General features: G+C 41.8%; 15 protein-coding genes. 6 read left to right on the plus strand and 9 right to left on the minus strand.

The window, feature by feature from the left end; genetic code table 11:
* Positions 1-20: 20 nt before the first annotated feature.
* A complete protein-coding gene (locus MKZ16_RS32065) occupies positions 21-956 on the minus strand; it encodes a LytTR family transcriptional regulator DNA-binding domain-containing protein (RefSeq protein WP_076105141.1) in 936 nt (311 codons plus the stop codon).
* A 673-nt stretch (positions 957-1,629) separates the two neighbouring features.
* On the opposite strand from MKZ16_RS32065, the gene MKZ16_RS32070 reads away from it, so the two are divergent.
* Genes MKZ16_RS32070 through MKZ16_RS32090 form a run of 5 tightly spaced genes read left to right on the plus strand, consistent with a single transcriptional unit; the run spans position 1,630 to position 8,971 of the window.
* Positions 1,630-3,027, plus strand: coding sequence for a radical SAM protein (locus tag MKZ16_RS32070; protein WP_036682396.1), 1,398 nt, complete (start codon positions 1,630-1,632; stop codon positions 3,025-3,027).
* On the plus strand, positions 3,024-4,484 hold the full coding sequence (locus MKZ16_RS32075; RefSeq protein ID WP_036682397.1) for a radical SAM protein: 1,461 nt from the start codon (positions 3,024-3,026) through the stop codon (positions 4,482-4,484). Before MKZ16_RS32070 ends, MKZ16_RS32075 begins: the two co-directional genes overlap by 4 nt.
* An 18-nt stretch (positions 4,485-4,502) precedes the next feature.
* Entirely contained in the window at positions 4,503-5,735 is a 1,233-nt protein-coding gene (locus MKZ16_RS32080) for a hypothetical protein (protein WP_052097394.1), read from the plus strand.
* On the plus strand, positions 5,695-6,408 hold the full coding sequence (locus MKZ16_RS32085; RefSeq protein WP_036682398.1) for an ABC transporter ATP-binding protein: 714 nt from the start codon (positions 5,695-5,697) through the stop codon (positions 6,406-6,408). Before MKZ16_RS32080 ends, MKZ16_RS32085 begins: the two co-directional genes overlap by 41 nt.
* 7 nt (positions 6,409-6,415) lie before the next feature.
* A complete protein-coding gene (locus MKZ16_RS32090) occupies positions 6,416-8,971 on the plus strand; it encodes an FtsX-like permease family protein (RefSeq protein ID WP_081393399.1) in 2,556 nt (851 codons plus the stop codon).
* A 126-nt stretch (positions 8,972-9,097) separates the two neighbouring features.
* Here MKZ16_RS32090 and MKZ16_RS32095 read toward each other — a convergent pair whose 3' ends face one another.
* The 4 genes from MKZ16_RS32095 to MKZ16_RS32110 form a co-directional block, all read right to left on the minus strand.
* Positions 9,098-9,631 carry a YceI family protein gene (locus MKZ16_RS32095; RefSeq protein ID WP_076105142.1) on the minus strand — a complete coding sequence of 178 codons (534 nt, stop codon included), beginning with the start codon at positions 9,629-9,631 and terminating at the stop codon, positions 9,098-9,100.
* A gap of 251 nt (positions 9,632-9,882) precedes the next feature.
* Positions 9,883-10,317 (minus strand): MarR family winged helix-turn-helix transcriptional regulator, encoded by a 435-nt coding sequence (locus MKZ16_RS32100; RefSeq protein ID WP_036682401.1) that lies wholly within the window; start codon positions 10,315-10,317, stop codon positions 9,883-9,885.
* A gap of 1 nt (position 10,318) precedes the next feature.
* Positions 10,319-11,275, minus strand: coding sequence for a zinc-binding alcohol dehydrogenase family protein (locus MKZ16_RS32105; RefSeq protein WP_036682403.1), 957 nt, complete (start codon positions 11,273-11,275; stop codon positions 10,319-10,321).
* A 170-nt stretch (positions 11,276-11,445) separates the two neighbouring features.
* Complete coding sequence (locus tag MKZ16_RS32110; RefSeq protein WP_076105143.1) at positions 11,446-14,337, minus strand: S-layer homology domain-containing protein; 2,892 nt, start codon at positions 14,335-14,337, stop codon at positions 11,446-11,448.
* Between the two features lie 317 nt (positions 14,338-14,654).
* Here MKZ16_RS32110 and MKZ16_RS32115 point away from each other — a divergent pair, with 317 nt between their 5' ends.
* Positions 14,655-15,125, plus strand: coding sequence for a pyridoxamine 5'-phosphate oxidase family protein (locus MKZ16_RS32115; RefSeq protein ID WP_076099768.1), 471 nt, complete (start codon positions 14,655-14,657; stop codon positions 15,123-15,125).
* A gap of 98 nt (positions 15,126-15,223) precedes the next feature.
* Here the strand turns inward: MKZ16_RS32115 and MKZ16_RS32120 are convergent, their stop codons facing one another.
* The 4 genes from MKZ16_RS32120 to MKZ16_RS32135 all read right to left on the minus strand — a co-directional run bounded on the left by MKZ16_RS32120 (position 15,224) and on the right by MKZ16_RS32135 (position 18,476).
* Positions 15,224-15,550: a hypothetical protein gene (locus MKZ16_RS32120; RefSeq protein ID WP_076105144.1), complete on the minus strand. Its 327-nt coding sequence runs from the start codon at positions 15,548-15,550 to the stop codon at positions 15,224-15,226.
* Between the two features lie 327 nt (positions 15,551-15,877).
* Positions 15,878-16,546 carry a cyanophycinase gene (locus MKZ16_RS32125; RefSeq protein ID WP_076105145.1) on the minus strand — a complete coding sequence of 223 codons (669 nt, stop codon included), beginning with the start codon at positions 16,544-16,546 and terminating at the stop codon, positions 15,878-15,880.
* Positions 16,547-16,567: 21 nt separating this feature from the next.
* Positions 16,568-17,461 carry a DUF2785 domain-containing protein gene (locus tag MKZ16_RS32130; RefSeq protein ID WP_076099770.1) on the minus strand — a complete coding sequence of 298 codons (894 nt, stop codon included), beginning with the start codon at positions 17,459-17,461 and terminating at the stop codon, positions 16,568-16,570.
* 94 nt (positions 17,462-17,555) lie between these two features.
* Positions 17,556-18,476, minus strand: coding sequence for a YafY family protein (locus tag MKZ16_RS32135; RefSeq protein ID WP_036682411.1), 921 nt, complete (start codon positions 18,474-18,476; stop codon positions 17,556-17,558).
* Between the last annotated feature and the right edge of the window lie 46 nt (positions 18,477-18,522).

An 18,522-nucleotide genomic window follows, 5' to 3' on the forward strand; every position in this document is an offset into this window, starting at 1 on the left:
AAGCGCCTGAATGGTACCCTTTAAATGTTAAGAAGTGCTTTTAATTCAGGCAATTTTGAACGGGATAACGGAACCACGGCATCTTGACCTGTATTTAATCGCAAGCTGTAGCTATTTTTCGTCCATGTAATAATCTCTCTTACTTTTTGCAGATTAACAATGTAAGATCGGTGACACCTAAAAAAACCGAAATTTAATAATCGCTGCTCGAGCTCGGTCAGCGTCAACGCACAGTCATAATTTTCACCGCCCACATGAACAAGGATTGACCCCTCTACACTTTCTATAAAATCAATTTCAGGCGGATTAAATAAAATCACTTTATCATTTCTTTTGGTAGAGATCTTCTGCAAGGTTATATTGGCCTCTTCTTGTTTCTGTACTTCCTGCTTATCCTCGTCGAAGTCCCGAATATCCAATGGATGAAATCCCGATTCGTTCAACCGATAAATGGCATCACAGGAAATAAGGGCATCCTCTAAATTCGAAGTTAAAATTAAAATCTGCTTTTCTTGAGAAAGATCATCCAGAATCCGTTTGAGTTGACGACAATCTTGCTCTTCCAAGTAAAAATAGGGTTCCTCCAGTACAAGTGTAGGCTGATGCGCAAAAAAGACACGCAGCAATGTCACATACATCCTTTTCGATGAGCTTAGATCCTTGATCTTTACCTTCCGTTCTTCTTTTAAAGCAAAATAATCTATCAACGAAGCGGTACGCTCATTCCTCTCTGTTACTCTGATTAGAAAAGTGATTAGTTCCTCCACCGTTAAACGCATATACTCGTTTTGCCCAGCCCGAAATAAATAATATTGGGAATGATCCCCTAATTGATTCATTAAAAGCTGCTTTCGCTTCAAGTCCGTTATGATGCCAACCGATTGGTTCGGTGTCATATTTAATTCGATCTTCGGTAGAAATAATTCCCCATTATAATAAATTGGTTGAAATTGCATGCCATCCTCCCGGTCAGTGCTGCTATAGGGTATACTTTTTCAATTTTGTTCCTGTTATTTCCTCCTCGATAAATACGATTTAGGTAATATTTAATGCAAATATTAGTAGTCAAGGCATCTAGTTTACCGCATCTCTAGTGAGCAGGAATTCCCTCAACTTAAATTCCTCACTGAGATTTAATACATTTATTTCGAAAATTTTGGAAGAGTTTTGATTTTGTGACTAAATTCACATAATAAGTAGATTTAAAATTATAGAATAACATTGTAAATAAATGGGTTATTAGGGTATCTAAAGAATCAATGGATGTCATTAGGTTTGGGTTAACAATTTTATCTAAAAGCATCTTTCTTCTAGATAAAAATAATATAAAGGAGGTTTACATATGTCGAGTGAAAATCAATTCAAAACTCGCTCCGTGAACGACGACAAGGATCTATGGACAGAATTATTTGATCAGGTAGAAACATTGGAAAATCGTGACGAAATGGCCTGCATTAATCTTTGTTGCTGGAATTGTTGTTTCCAAATTTGAGTCGATGAAAAAAGCCGTTCTCTGCGGCTTTTTTTTACGAATAATTCTTTAATACCCAATATAAGTGATTCACAATAAATTATACAATTAAACAATATTTTTTAATAATTCCAAAATTGTATAGAGGTGAAAATATCATGATAGTAAATAAATACCATTTAAGATATGAGTTTGATGAAAAAAACCTTGTTATCAATACTTTGACAGGTGCTGTAGATTTTTTCTCTGCAGAAATGCTTGATTTACTGGATTCAGCAGAGAGTTGGGAACTATCTAATTACCCGCCTGAGCTTAAAGAAGACGATATCGAGTTCTTATTGAGGAGAGGCTACATTTTTGAGAATAATGAAGATAAGGAGCGACGATTAAACCAAGCATCACAAATCATGAATTATGATCAATTCATGCATTATATTATTTGTCCGACTTATGCCTGCAATTTTCGTTGTACATATTGCTTTGAAGATCATTTGCTTCATGAGAGTACACGCTTCATTACCGAAGAACAAATAGAGCATGCGTTTTCCGCAATTGATATTCTGCATAAAGAAAGCGGAATGGACAAAGGATTAATTAACCTATTCGGAGGTGAGCCCCTCTTACCTCCCGCCAAGAACATGGTAGAAAAAATCTGCGAAGAAGCGGAAAAACGAAATTTTATAATCGGTTGTAATACAAATGGTTATCACTTGAAAGCTTACGCCGACATTTTAGAACGCTTTCGCGATTGTTTAAGTGTTATGGTTTCTGTCGATGGCCCTGAGGAAATACATGATAGTCGGCGCTTTTTATCTGGAGGACAGGGTACATTTCAACGGATACACCAAGGCGTTAATGAATTATTAAACCGTAACATCCCTGTTATGATCCGGATTAATATAGATCAAACTAATATTAAAACTGTACCTGAGTTAATAAAGTACTATCATCAATGCGGCTTCTTCGGGCATCCTTCCTTCTCAATAACCTTTGCTCCTGTAACAGATCATACTTGTCTAGGTCTGAGTTCTACTTTGATGAAAGGTTATGAGATTGCAAAGTCTTTAATCCGACACGTCCCTAACTTTACAGAACTTGAAAAACAAAAGAAGATCGGCCTTAGTCCTGAAATGTTCCGTTTCTTCCGGACAGGCATGTTACTTGATCCTGAATTACAAGATAGAGTTGGGATTATTTCGCCACAACTTGTCTACTGTGAGGCTACTGAAGGAAAAACCTATGCTTTTGGACCTGATAATAATATGTATGCATGTCCGGATTTAGTGGGAAAATCAGAATATCGCATCGGCCAGTTCTCCCCTGTTTTTACGAAGGAACCCGTTTTTGACCAATGGAGAAATTTTAATGTTCTACAAATACCCAAATGCAAAGACTGCTCTGCAGCAATGATTTGCGGCGGCGGCTGCGCTGCACAAGCTTTATCAACATACGGAGATCTGGACCTTCCTTGTTGTCCGGATGCAAAGAACATGCTTGGTCAATATCTACACGAATTGCAGGAGGAAGCTGCACAATACGAGGAGGTTAAATCATGATCAAAAGCACATATAATTCTATTCATCCTATTAACAATGGGAATTATATCTTGATTAATTCTCTTAGTGGAGCAGTAGATGTAGTGGATGGTCTAGTAAAGGAACGGCTAGATCGGATTGAACAGACTAATCTGCAACGAGATAATCAAGATGAGGTTGAACTACTTACTTTTTTCAAAAAAAGAGGGTATATCTTTCATAGCCTTGCAGAAGAACAACAAATACTTTTTAAAGTTAAAGATGCAATGGAAAAAATGACGGCAAAGAGTAAATGGGGTATGACCTTCAATGTTTGTACAACATATGCTTGTAATCTAAGGTGCCCCTATTGCTATCAAGGCCATCAAATTCATGACCATAATCATGCATTAGACTCAGATGAAATAACCAAAATGTTCGAAGCTATTACTCAAATTATTAAAATGGAAGAAAATCGTGGCCGCTTCATAGGAGCACAACATCGTATGGTTTTATATGGAGGAGAACCACTTCTTCCGCAGACTAAAAATACAGTTAAAGAAGTGGTAGAACGTGCTGTTAATGAATATGGTTTCCGTATGTGCGCTATTACTAACGGGACATTCTTGCATCAATTTTTAGATATTTTTCAACCTTACCGTGACCAATGGGATTTCTTTCAAATTTCACTTGACGGCCCCAAAGCTGTTCACGATAAACGGCGTATCATGGCTGGTGGACAAGGAACATTTGATCGTATAGTCCAAAATATTGATATGGCCCTGGAACGAGGCTTTGCCGTTGCTACTAGGACAAATGTTAACAAAGAAAATCTGGGTCATCTGGTCGAACTGGCTAATTTCATTGAACAAAAGGGCTGGAATAAGTTCCCCCACTTTGGTTGGCAAGTCACGCCTGTTACTAATCACTTCAGTGAACCAATGCCCGACCACTTACCTGAACATGAACTGTTGATAGCCCTATATGAAATGTTCGGCGACTTGGATTCTTTTATTGATAAATACAACGCAAGACTGGGATCAGTGATAAACATGCGCACCTCACGAATTAGAAACACGATCCGATCTTTTGATTGGAGCAGGATGGACGATATGGATGCTTGTACTTCCTCGGGGGTCACTAGTGTTCCACATTTTAAAGAATGCAGCGCGCGCGAACAACGTTTCTATTCATTTGGGACAGAAGGACTTATCTATGCCTGTCCCGACTCTGTAGGCCGTGCAGAGACCGCCGTTGGATCATTTTTCCCAAAATATGAGCTGAATTCTGAAGCTCATCAGCAATGGGACCGGGGAATTACAGATTCCAAGGAATGCACGGAATGCTCTATCTCTCTCTTTTGTGGTGGTGGTTGTGCTTATGCCAATTTAATGAGGAATGGAGATATTACAAAGCCCTATTGTAATTATGCCAATGAAACAATAGATGTTTATATCAAACATAATAAACACCTTTTCGAAGAATTGGGTACCGTCTAAAGAAAGAGGGGGATAATTATGAATGCGATAGCAGCAACAAAATATCCCCAATTGATACCCTATATTATCCATGAAATGGATGTTTGGGAAGAGGGGGCTCGCTATTTAGTTCACTTTGACAATGGTCTACAAATGAAAGTAACAGAAAAGATTTTAACCATTTTTAACTGTATGGACGGAAAAAAGTCGCTTTTAGAGATTTCTGAGCAATTATTAGAGAAATATGAAGTTGCCCCACGCTTAGAAGAGCTACAATATTTATTAGAACATCTTCTAACTGAGAAGGGTATCGTTGTAGGGAGCGAAAAAATAGCAGAACATTCCTCGGCCATCCGTTTTCGTACTCCACTATTAAATGCAAGCCGACTGGAAGGCTGTTCCCAACCCTTTCAGCATCTTTTTTCTTTAAAAGGTATTTGTATTTTTGGAGTTCTTATGAGTATTGCCCTCTACAACTACATAATAAATTTAAGTCTTTCTGCAAATAAAGCAGATTTAGGTTCTTATCTTTTTTGGATTATTACTTTTTTCATGATTTTGTTTTCGGCTATATTCCATGAATTTGGGCATACAGTGGCGGCTTTTAAATATAATGTTAAACCAAGAGATATGGGGATCGGATTGTTTTTTTTAGCCCCTGTTCTTTTCGTGGATTTGAGTGATGCTTGGAAAGCAAGTAGAAAAGAGCGAGTAGTGATCGACCTTGGAGGTATATATTTTCAATTATGGATATTTATTATATATGAATTATCATCTATAATAACAGGGAGCAATATACTATTTACTGCCAACCATTTTATTTTGCTTTCCATTATTAGCAATCTAAATCCATTATTACGTCTTGATGGTTTCTGGGTACTTACAGATATCCTCGGAATTCCCAACCTGCATACTAGAACTTTTACATTGGTAAAACAAGGATTATTGGGATATGTATGTAGGAAACGACTTTTCCGCGAGAAATTTAGATTAAATATTATCAATATGAGCAGTACTTACAAGAAAGTGTTTTTAGCGTATTCCTCTTTATACTTAATTGTTTTCAGCATTGCTTTAATGTATATGTTACGTTTTATTTTTTCATTTACTTCCCTCTTTCATTCTTGGAACTGGACAAACTTCAAAGGCCTTTTGATAGTGATTGTGATATTAATTCTTCATTTCACCATATTACTTATTAAAAAAATTAACAGAAAGAAGGAAAATTCAGTTGATTGTAGAACAACCGATTCTGGCCATCCAAAATCTTAACAAAGAGTACGAATCCGAAGCCGGCATAATATCTGTTCTTAAGGGAATAAATCTGAAGTTTTACAAAAGTGAGATTGTAAGCATTATGGGACCCAGCGGCAGCGGAAAATCAACCCTGCTTGGGATTATGGGATCCCTAGATAAGCCTAGTACAGGGAAAATCGCACTTGAGGGTAAGTCAATCGAATCTTTATCTGAAGAAAAACTTTCTGATTATCGCGCACAAAAAATTGGGTTTGTTTTTCAATCCTTCAATCTAATCTCTACAATGACCGCTCTTGAAAATGTAATGCTTCCCATGTTCTGCATCAAAGGCACCCGACATAGTGAAATACGTAAAAAAGCAGAAGAAATGTTGAAGCTTGTGGGGATGGGCGATCGGATGAAGCACCTGCCTAATCAACTATCCGGCGGACAACAGCAACGTGTCGCTATTGCAAGAGCTCTGATTAATAAGCCCTCTCTAGTCATTGCTGACGAGCCAACCGGCAATTTAGATCGTGATTCCGGACAGAAAGTTCTTGACCTTATCTTCCGCTTAAAACAGCAAATGAGAATGACCTTCATTATTGCTACCCATGATCCAGAGGTTGCTTCAAAATCCGACCGAGTGATTTACATTAGAGATGGAAGGGTTGAAACTGAGGATCCTTGTCTGAGTAAAGGAAGGTGAATATCTGATGATATGGCTGAGCTCTGCCGGGAGAAGTTTATTACGTAACAAATTAAGAACAATTTTCACTATATTGTCTCTCATTATTGGAAGTGCAAGTTTCTTTAGTATGTTCCTATTATCTGAATTGGCGCCACGTTCTATTGAGAATTCTGCCAAACTGCTATTAGGTGGGGATGTATTAGTCCAGTCCTACCTTAAGCCACTACAGAGCAATATAGTGAATGATATATTCCAAGACATGGGAGAAATCGACAGCCATTCATCTTCATATGTCGGACAGAGCATGGTGCAATCCAAAAATAAAACAACAAGCGTGATCTTGAAGGGAATTGATACGAAGACTTACCCTTATTATGGGGAAAATCAATATCCTGGCATCCGTTCACTTCAAGCAAATGAGGTCCTTCTTGCTGATAATGCAGCAGATCGCCTACAGGTAAAGGTTGGAGAAAAAATTTGGTTGCCGAGCGCGTCTGATGGAAGTCTGCATGAGTACAAGGTAAAAGGATTAGTACTTAATGTTCAAGAGTCTTACGGAGATGCGGATATTTTTGGAGCTGCTTATCTTCCGTTGAATGAAGCAGCTAATCTGCTAAACGCTCCAGCCGGAAGCACAAATGAAATTCTTATCCATTGGAAAGCGGGCACACCAAAGACTTCTTGGCAAGCAGAACTTGAGAAGCATCTGCCAAGTGCTACACTAACGGACACGAAAGAGCGGACAGACGAAAGCTTGGCTCAAGCCAAGACCCTTCTTTTACTTTTACAATTGTTCAGTCTGCTTGCACTGGGAATCAGCGCTTTGACAGTTTCAAATACAATGAAGCAGGCAATGAGCACTAGAATGCGCGATATTGCAGTTATGAAGGCAATAGGTGTACGCTCTCGCTCAGTTGCCGGTACCTTTTTAACAGAAGGTATTCTTATCGGGACGATAGGAACTATTACTGGAATAGTAACAGGTCTTCTAGTGAGTACTTGGTTAACTTCTTACGTAGGCAAAATGTTAGCTATACCGTTGTCTTGGGAGTTTTCATGGAAAGTCACAATTGTTACCTTCGCAGTAGGAATGCTAATGGCACTGATATCAACATGGATTCCTCTAAAAGGAATTCTCATCGTCTCTCCTATGCAGCTATTGCTTGAAGGAAACCATCAGATCCCTTCTTATCGGGTACGCTTTTGGAAAAGAGGACTCTTATTATTACTGATTTCGCTAGTTGTAGCATTCTACTTACAAAAAACACTTTTTCTGGGTTCAACCGAATCCATTAGTTCTAGAGTCGTTCTATCTTTTTTAGGGATTCTACTGATTATTATATTGGTAAGTATATTTGTGAAGGTATGTTCTTCTGCTTTCTCTTTCATTTTCAGAGTGGTTGGAAGCATGAGGAAACTCATCTCTCCTCGTTGGTTTATCCCTTTTCATAATTTATCATCTGGAAGAAAACGATACGGACTATTGGCTCTTATCTTGAGTGTTGGTGTTGCATCAGCAGTATCAAGCGAACTTTTCGCTGATAACTTAACTCAGTCTGTCAGTCAACAGTTAGAGACCGAGGCCAAAGGAAATCTACTCATCACAAGCTCCTTAGTAGAGTCTGAAGCAGTCAAGGAAGCTTTTCAATCTCTCGATATTAAAAAGTGGACAGAGGGTGTCCAGATGAACGGTCTTTTAAGTTCAATTAACGGAAGTGAAGCAACTTCTCTTTTTCAGCAAAAGTCAGACGGGAATAAGTTCTTCGCTTCCAATAAATTGAGCATTGAAGGTGTTGACCCTTCACTTGCATCAAGGTCCTATTCCATTATTGGTGGACGTGACCTTATAGAAGATGATTCATCGCACAAGACCGCATTATTATTGGAAGATTATCAACAGTTGGGAATTAAGACAGGCGATACAGTTGAAGTTACAATGGGAGAAAAGAAGATTCCTTTCAAAATTGTTGGCTTTTTTGAATCAGGGTTCGTAAAAACAGTAGGTATGAGAACAACTAAAGATATATTGTCTAAATATGGGGCGCCTAACCGGGTAATGTTTTCTATTGACGGAGGGACCCTGACTACGGGTTTACTCTCTGAATTAAACGGTGTACTTCCAGCATCCGCTATGGCGTATTCAGTATCAAGTACAGCCTCCGAAAGCTTAAATTCAATGATACGTATGATAAGTGTATTCTTCTCTATAGTGACTTTATTTGCCTTCATTACAGCGATACTTACCATCGGGAATCAAATTGTGATAAGCCTTTTAAGAAAACGCAGAGAAATTGCAATCATCAAAGCAGTGGGAGTATCCAATGGTAAGACATTACGGTCAATCTTGTTAGAGAACTTTGTTTTATCTTTAGTCTCAGGAACTGCTGGTACAGGGATAGCTTTGTTGTTAACGACTGTAGCTCTAAAACTTATGTTCAAGTTACCTGTCCTGGTTGATGTTAAATGGGTGATTTATGGGATTGGCCTATGTGTTATAACCACACTCTCAGTGGCTTGGATAGCGGCGAGGCCTGCTCTGCTTACTAAACCTACGCAGCTCTTACAGACCAACCAGTTATGATCTAATAAGGCTCTAATGAATTGGTACTTAAATAGTTACTGTCCCTCTCTATTACGCAGAGAGGGATTTTTTTATACCTTGTCATAACTACGTTTGGTGTAAAAATACATTAATTTGTGATACGGTTCACAGTATTTTAATTGCCTCAATACAAAGCTCGATCCTCACTTCATTTCCGACTATAATTCCACCCGTTTCCAGAGGCGAGTTGAATTTCAAACCAAATTCATTACGATCAATACTGGCTGTTGAATGAAATCCTACACGTTCCCGTCCGCGTGGGTCCTTGTTTAGTCCTTCAAATACAGTATGAAAAGTAACAGATTGGGTTACTCCATGCAGAGTTAGATTGCCTGTAAGTTCATATTGCCGCTCACCAGCAAAGACGCAGTTGGTGCTTTGAAACGCAATGGTTGGATACTTGGCAGCATGAAGGAAGTCGTCGCCCCTCAAATGTTCATCTCGCTGCGCTTGGCGAGTTGTGATACTATTTGCGTCTATGGAAGCCTGAATACCCATAGTTGTTAACTCGTTGGGATCAAAACTTAAGATAGCCTGGAAACGCTCAAATACTCCTTTGATTTTATTAATCATTAAATGCGTCACCGAAAACTCGACGGAGCTGTGGTCCGGATCCACTTCCCATTTGATATTACTCATGAATAAATTCCACCTCTATAATAAGATTATGAGCAAGGTCACCCTATCTCCAAAACACTGCGCTACTCGCTATACCCCTAATATACAAAAACGCTACTGACAACGTTGTGTCAGTAGCGTTTTAGCATTTTTGCGGCTTCCTCGTAAATCCGATTTCAGAATGGTTCCCCATTGAATCCGTAATTCCTTTTACCCGAATATCCACCATCGCAATAAACATTGAGCTGTGTGTGAACAGTCATAATCTGCAACTAGTCGAATCTTTGCAACGATTCAAATAAACGCCTTAAGTTATTCAATAAGCTGTTCTTTTCCTCTAGAGTCCAGTCATCCAAAGCTTCATGCAAAATGCGTTCACGGGTGAGGCTAATCATTGCATTGATTTCCTCCCCGCTTTTCGTCAATTCAGACACACGAATGCGGGAATCTGCACTTGATGGATACGTATGAACCAACCCCGCGTTTTCTAACTTATCAATTTGCCGGCTAACACTCGAATAGTTTTTTCCCATCATGGCGGCCAAATCACCAACACTAGTCGGTTGGAGATGCACGATGCCCACAAAGACACGAAAGGTTGCTGCTTCCAAATTTACGCCAGCATTAGCAATCATCTTCTTATCACGGTCTGGCCTATTGATAATGGAAACTAAATCGATCAGTGCTTTAAAAATATCGTTTTCCATTTTATTTCACCCTTACAACAGGACGAGGCATTAGCGGGGCATTCCAAGCCTCTTCAATATCTTCTAGAGCGAACTCTTTTGTGGTAATTTTTATCTTCCCCTCGGCAGCCATTTCAAAGACACCTCTAACAGCAGATAGCATATCAGCTTTAGAAACACTCTTATCTCCGCTACCTACGAGTTCGATTGTTGATGAGCGTAAAAGAGATGAAGGTAAATGAATGCTTTCTTGGCCAGATGAAGTTCCAATGCTTACAAAACGAGTTGAACGATCCGTTTTCGCCTTAACAAGAGCTGACATGATAGCGAGTGCGCTGTCGCCCCAAAGATAATCCAATATAACATCAACACCTTCAGCAATAACTGGCATTAGGGCGTTTTCAAACATTTTTTGACCGTTGTCGGCTGTCATATCAAATGCAATAGCCTCATCAGCTTCAAGTGCTTGCAACTTCGATTCGTTGCGTCCTGTTACAATGACCTTCTTGGCCCCCAGACCCTTAGCAATCTGAACTGCTAAACTACCGGATGCACCAGTAGCGCCATTAATCAATACAGTTTGACCGGATTTAAAACCAGCTCGAAATACCAATGCAGCCCATGACGACATAGCAGGGTTGGCGATAGCGGCAGCAGTGAGATCATCAATACCATCTGGTAAACGGACAGTCAGCTTTTCGTTGACGATTGTTTGCTCAGCCAAACTGCCATATGGTGCAGTAGGCAGCGCAAAGTAAACACGAGACCCATCTTTCAAAGTTCCTACACCGTCGATACCGGCTACAATTGGAAAGTTAACTTCAGAAGAGTAGTGCATACCCATTGAACGGAACTTGCTAACTCGACTCAAGGCTGTGGCCGTAACGTTAATTATAACTAGCCCCTCTGTCCCAACGGGGGAATCACAATGACCCATTACGGGAATCGTCCCCTTATCCTTTACGATTGCTGCCTTCATATTTACACCCTTCTTCCACCCCATATTATGTGCATATTGCACATAATAAAGTATAACACAAATTATGTGCAATATGCACATTTTATTTGGAATCCATATCCGAACGCAAGTCCATTCTTATTTCCAAAAGAAACGGCTGGTCAGGTTCCCCTGATCCAGCCGTTTTTTGATTACTTTAATATTACATTATCGATTAGTACTGCCGTATCGTAGATACTATCTCCTTGATCCCAAACATGGAACCGAAGGACAATGGAGCCCTTGCCGGCAAATTGGCTTACATCAAATTGTACATGCTTCCAATTCGTCATGTATGTTGTATGATCCCCGCCGTAGAAATCAATCGCTACTTTGTTCTCTTCAATCCAATAGGCCGTGGATTCATTAATCGATTCAGCCCCGATAATAACAGAATCATTGCCATAGACACTGGACGTCACTGTATTGCCGCCATTCATGTGAGAAGTAATGAGGGAAGCCGTATTAATGTATACACTGGAAGTTACCGTTGCTCTGAAGGTGTCATTGAATTTGCTTCCAACGAATTCCTTAGGCTCCTCAGAAATGAAATTGTAATCAAACGATAGGGTTGTTGCACCCGCTGGAACAATGAAACTTTGCTCGATATAACTATCTGAATTGTAGTCATATCCTCCTTGATCATTGTTTTCATACCCAAGGCCAGTGCTGATAATAGCCATGTAGTTCCCCTCTGTCGGTTTAAGCGGTCCCAGCTTGGAGATCACCCGAACATCGCCGTTTCCATTCCAGCCGGTCCAAGTTCCGTTTTCAAAGGTTCCGTTGATGACCCCTTCGGTCTTAGTGCCAATGCTGCTTCCTTTCATGAAGAATGCCGCCAACCCATCGTTTGCTCCATGGGCAGCCACTGCTGCTTGAAAGGCTTTTTCGGTTGTCATGTTCTCATCGTTTAAAGCGGTAAATACGGATTTAGCAATAGCTTGATCATATGCAAGCTTTACATAATCGGTATATCCATAATAAGTGCCAGCACCATTGTTGATGAAGGCATCTGCCATGGAATCGTTGTACGCGCTGCGGCAGCTGCCATTATATACGATGGTATCAGGAAGCATATCGTTGTACCGTGTAATAAAAGACGGTGTAATAGCATAATAACCGGATATAATAGCCAATCTTCCCTTTTTCAAGTCCAACTCATAGGTCTTTTTGCTCTCTGTCGTTGCCTTTTCTCCTGTCAGGAACATGACTTGCGGTCCAGCGTATTTGAAATCAATGCCGTATTTATTATGGAGCTTCTGTAGCACTATTTCATCATAATAAGTATCTCCGTGGGTATCCAAGACCACGACGCCATACTGATTCAGTCCTTTAAAGAAATTCACGCCCGCTGCGGTGTCCTTTACTCTTTCCACAAGGAAAGGGTAACTCGACTGGTCAAAGCTGTGATATACAGCGTCATAAACAGTCGAAGATGGAAGTGTGCCGGAGAACGGAGAAATTACAGCAACCCGCTGGCTTCCTATGGTGGCTACAGTTTGTTCCACATTTTGCGTTAGCGCCTCAGCCGCCAATGCAGTACTGGACGCAGCCTCTTCTACGGTGCTGCTTAACCCTTTTGTATTCTCAGGAGCTGCGGATATCCCCCCTAGAATCCCGTTGTCCAGCAAATACCAGATGCTTCCTCCTTCACCCGAAATTCCAGCATGCTCTACTTCTGCTTGGGTTTGGAGCCAAGCCACAGTTTCTTCCTTTGCTTTTTGCAAATTACCATATGAAGTAGCCAGTTGATCAAGCTTACTCTGTGTATTATTTTCAATGATTTCCGTTTGTGCAAGCTGTTCATCCGTAAGATGCTTCATTACAGATAATTTAAAAACTGTGCTGCTTGGCACATCTCCCACAAACGCCTGCAGATTTATGTAACCCTCCGTACTTTCAGTCAATACTGCTTTGCCACTGTACAGCCCGTCTGCCTCAAGACTGTCTCCATGGGCTTCCAAACCGTCATCGTACAACGAAATGATTTGGGAAATCACTTTGCCGCTGTCATCTACTTGATAGACACTAGCGATTACCGTTCCTGCCGCATTAATCGATGAGCGGAATATAACTTCTGTTGGCTCTTCCACATAAATGGCATCTGAACTCTCCCCCTTCACCACAACCTGGAGAGCATTTGCCGGTGCCGGGGTTGCCGGTGTCGGTGTCGATGTCGGTGTTGGTGTCACTGGTGTTGGTGTCACTGGTGCTGGGGTTGCCGGTGCTGGGGTTGCCGATGCTGGCGTTCCCGGACCTGAAGCTCCCGGCGCTGGTGCTGTCACAGATGTCCCGCGGTCAGTTGTTGCCGGGGTGGCAGTCGGTGTTACCTCAGGACTCTTGCCCTTATTAACCTCTTCAGCCAGAAGCTGTTTGGATTTCTCGACATATACTGACTTATTGGTTTTGAACTCATAAGCCAGACGAGCCAGAGCTTGGCGCTCCGCATGCTCTTTGGGTTTGAATTTCAGGGTGCCGTCACTGCCTTGGACCCCGTTGATGAAACCATTTTTAAAGGCAAGGGATACTTGCGCTTTTGCCCATTCGGACACCTCTGAGATATCTGACAGCTTGCTATCAACCGGAAGCTTCTTCGCTGTTTCATCCAATTCGAAAGCTCGGATGAAAAATACGACCAGCTCTTCACGGGTGACATTTGCATTAGGACTGAAGGTGGTCGCCGATGTCCCCTCCGTAATGCCTGCCTTTACCAATGCACCTACATAACCGCGATACCAACTGTTCGCGGCAACGTCTTTAAACGGTGCGGCTTGATCAGCATTTGCTTCTAGACCCAACGACAGGACTATGATTTTCGCCAGTTCGGCACGTGACATAGCCTTTTTCGGTTTAAAAGAGTTATCTTCATACCCTGAGATTATTCCTGCTTCAGTTAATGAATGAATCTCCTTTTGCGCATAAGAGCCTGTGATGTCTTTGAACTGTGCGGCCTCACCAAACACCATATGTGGCGTAAGAGTGCTTACTAATAGGGCAAACACAATCATCAGACTGAGTTTACGGCGTGCTGCTTGGAATAACATTGTTTCTTCCCCCTTCTTACTCTAAAAATATCAATGAGTCTGTCGTCCTAGTGAGTTCCAAGGATGGCATTTTACACCATTATTCGACAACTTCTTGATTCTACAATAGGACCAGGGTAATTGACAATGTCTATTACATAAAAAAAATAGATATATTTGTAGACTGGAGATTAAATGGCATAAAAAAAAAGACCATCGAGTATAAGCTTGGATTGATGGCGATTTAATCTTTTATCGTATTATTCTTCACATGCACCAATATTTTACAATGATAAGCTTAACAATGTATACCTTATGACATTTTAGGAGGTAGTATAATGAGCAAGTACGACGAAGCCATGAAGCTGCTGGAAGAACAAGTGGGTAACAAGGACGGCCTGATTACTCTGTCTACCATCGCGCTGGAACCCGGGGCCAATGGTATAAGCCGTCCCGCCGCCCGCATAGTGGACGCCTATTATGAGGACGGCGCGTTCTACACCGTCACTTATGCGACCTCAGGCAAAATGCGGCAGATCGCCCAGAACCCCGAAGTCGCCGTTTGTATCATCGTCGAAAACTTTACGGCCGATGGTATCGGTGAGAACCTGGGCTGGGTATGTGACGAGAATAACGCCGAGATGATGACTAAGTTGCGCACTATATTCGCCGATTGGTATAACGAAGCCAATAACGACGAAGACCCTAACACATGTCTGCTGCGCATTCGCCTGACAAAGGGCCTGTGGAATGACGCCCATAAAGGGATCAGAAATGAGATTGATTTTATCAATAAGACGGCAAATTAAGTGATCTATGTGATAGAACAGTCAGCAAAAAAGGTTCATCGCAGCAGTCCGCCGCGATGAACCTTTTCATAAGAACCAACTAAATGATAACAACTACATTAGAACTTTATAAAACCCGTAAGGCCTGGGAATTGACTTCCCGGAAATCCCGGAAAACCTGGAAATCCCGGATTTTCACCCTCTCCGCCTTCTCCGCTTCCTTCGTCAGGCAAGATAAGCTCATAAGTCACATTTTGTGCCGGTACTAAGTTCATAGCATACTCATCAATTTCCGGTGCCCCGTCTAACGCCTTCCATCCAATTCCAGTCACTCCTAATCCCCAGACAGATTTACTTGGAATCGTGAATTGTACGCCGAAATGATAGGTTTCCTCATTGATTAGCTTTTCTTCTTGTGTAAATGGATCAATGTAGATAAATTTCATTTTATACACATTTCTATAATAAATGAATTACATGAAAAAAAACGACTGACACCCTATTACAGTGTCCAGCCTCTTGTGCATCCAATTGTTATCTTCATTTATGTTAGCATAGCAACTTAACCCTCATCTGAAACTTAAAGAAAACTTTAACTTTAGCTTAAATAATGGGAAATAGAAATAGAGCGAAAATGATGTTCATATAAAAAAAATAGCGGCGGAAGAGAGTTTATCTCTTCGCCGCTTACCGGAATACTCTGGATACAGGTCCATATTGAGAGGTGACTAATTATTATTTGAGCGTTTCATTTTGGTAGCCCCTCTCCCTAGTTAGAGCGTCTCAACCAATTTTTGAATCTTTGAGCGGGAAATTAAATATAAAGGACCCATTGTTTCGATTTTGCCGTCCTTTACACGTATAGCGCTCTCCTGTTCTGCCGCATAAACATCGATCTCTTCAGACAAGGGGAACAGATAGCCTTGAACAAACGTGGCGTAGCCACGCTTAGAATGGGATTCATAGGCAAAATGATCAAAGCCAATCCCCTCATAAATCGTACTTGTTTCAACTTCATGACCAGTGTCATTCAAGCTTAACCATTGAGCAGACATGTTTAGCGCACCGGCGCTGGCACCCAGTATAACGGCATCGCTATTTTTAATAACATCCGATAATTCATAATCCGCCAAAAAATCCTTCTGCAAAACAGGATACCCGCCGCATAAAAAAATGACAGAAGCGTTCTGAATGAACCTCTGGGCATCCTCCTTCTGCATGCGGTAATCAATGAAATGATATTCATCAAAAATAATGTTAGCCTGATTCAGCCATGTCCATTCAGAGATATCATCAAAGTTAATTGGCTCTTCTGTGTAACCAGACGGGTCAGCGCTAATCATAACAAGCGATTTTCTGTCTTGTATATCCTCATGCAAACAATGGACCAGCTTCTCTGGAAAAAAATGATTAAACCAACTGAAATAGTAGTGAGTACTCAAACTTAATTACCTCCATATGTATTAATTAGCCTCTTTAAAGTGGTTCAATTTAGCTTCAGCCGTCAGCATGGCGCCGTTAAGAATAAGATTATTCCCGTCATTGTGGGCCCTCGTTCTAAAATATAGGCTGCGCACAAAATTTTTCCCGTTTACTCTGGCAATTCTCGGCGCGCGCGTATCCGGCCATTCCGTACACAGCGACAAGCTATGAATCCAGTCGGCAATCTCCTGCTGCGGAAGCAGTGCTTCGCTAATCATCGTCTCCACAATGCTGGCCATGCGCTCGTCTTCCTCCTCGTCAAATATCCGGACACCGTTATGCAGCATCCCTTTAATCGCCCCCAGCACCTCGCGCTGCACTGCATTATCGCTTTCCGGACAGCGGATCAGCTCCTCGAGGGCATCTGCCCCGTGAGCCGCGGCATGCGCCCAGCCTTCAACTGCCAGATAACCGCGCAGGTCCTTCTCCTCCTGGTAGTAGCGAAGCAGCGAATGCTTTAGATGCTGGAACTCATCCGGAGTCAAGAATGAATTATTCCTGTGCCGCTGTACAATAAGAACGATAGGCAGAACCGCAAACGCCCTGGTGAGTACGCTATGGTCATCTTCGCTTCCAATCTGATAGAACAGATGCCGGTCATCCATCAGGACAGCCAAAAGATGCTGCATTTCCGCACATGAGAACTTATTATCGCGCTTCAGCCATATGTGAAAAGTGGAATAGATCTGCTCACGGAGCTCCGATTCCGGATCGCCAATATGCCGCAGCATCAGATTGGTAAAGTCTTGTAACCTTTCTCCCTCACGCAGGATATAGCGTTCCTCCTCCAATCTTTGCAGCTTCCGTATCAGTTCTGTTCGTGTGTCCTCCGTACCCCATTCATTGAAATCATCGTCCAAAATACTGGCTTTCATTTAGTCGGTTCACTCCTAGCCTAGTTATAGCGGGCGTTATGGATTTCTCCCGCCGATATCCCTACTATAGAACACAATGACTGACACCAGGGCGTCAGTCATTGTAGGATAGAAGCATATTTTGCATATATTGCTGCAGCTCCGCCCGTAATTCACGAGGCTCCAGCAGCTCGCACTCCTTGCCGAAGCTTAGAATGAATTTCAGCAGGCCCTCCTCATAAGGAAATGTATCCGAAACGAGATAGAAACCATCTTCACCCCGGCTAATCTTCTCTTTCTGAAAATACTCGGGAAGCTGCGCACCAATTCGTGAAGTGAATCTGAGCACAACCTGTATGTCCCGCTGCGAATAGCTGTGCTCAATGACCTCGGCGATTCGGTCATCGGGCAGCTCTCTTTTTACAAAAGGCGGTCCCTGCTTCAGTTGCTTGATCCGCACGAGCTTGAATCTGCGGTAGTCCCCTCTGACCCGGCAAAAGCCTATCACATACCAATCTCCATGGCGAAAGTCAATCCAGCTTGGCTCTACCGTTCGCTCCAGGTATTCCATATCCCTGTTGATATAGTCGAACACCAGCAGCCTGTTATCCGTGATGGCCTTGCTTATGATCCCAATGTATTCTTTAATTTCCTGCTCCATGCTGAAATGGGACATATCCAGAGTCAGTTTGTGCTTCTCGGGCTCCCGCTTATAGGTATGCTCAACCTTTAGCATAATGTCATTAAAAGCTTCGTTCCTGCCAAACAAGCCGTGTAAATTCTTCATTACAGCTACAAACGTATGAGCTTCATCCCGGTTTAAAAAGAGGCCGCTTATATTATAGCTGTCCATAATATAGTATCCTCCGCCCTTGCCGCTGGACGAGGCAACCGGTATGCCGGCTTCTCCTAATTTTTCGATATCCCGGTAGATCGTCCGCAAGGATACCTCGAAATGCTCGGCAAGCTCCTTGCCCGTTACCGTACCTTTACCGGAGATGATCAGCAGCATGGAGAGCAATCGGTCAACTCGCATGATTGTGTGTGACGTCGGGTAACGTCTCCTCCTCTGGGTGAAGTAA

The organism is Paenibacillus sp. FSL R5-0928 (genome assembly GCF_037970385.1).
In the GTDB taxonomy this organism is placed as follows: domain Bacteria; phylum Bacillota; class Bacilli; order Paenibacillales; family Paenibacillaceae; genus Paenibacillus_AQ; species Paenibacillus_AQ odorifer.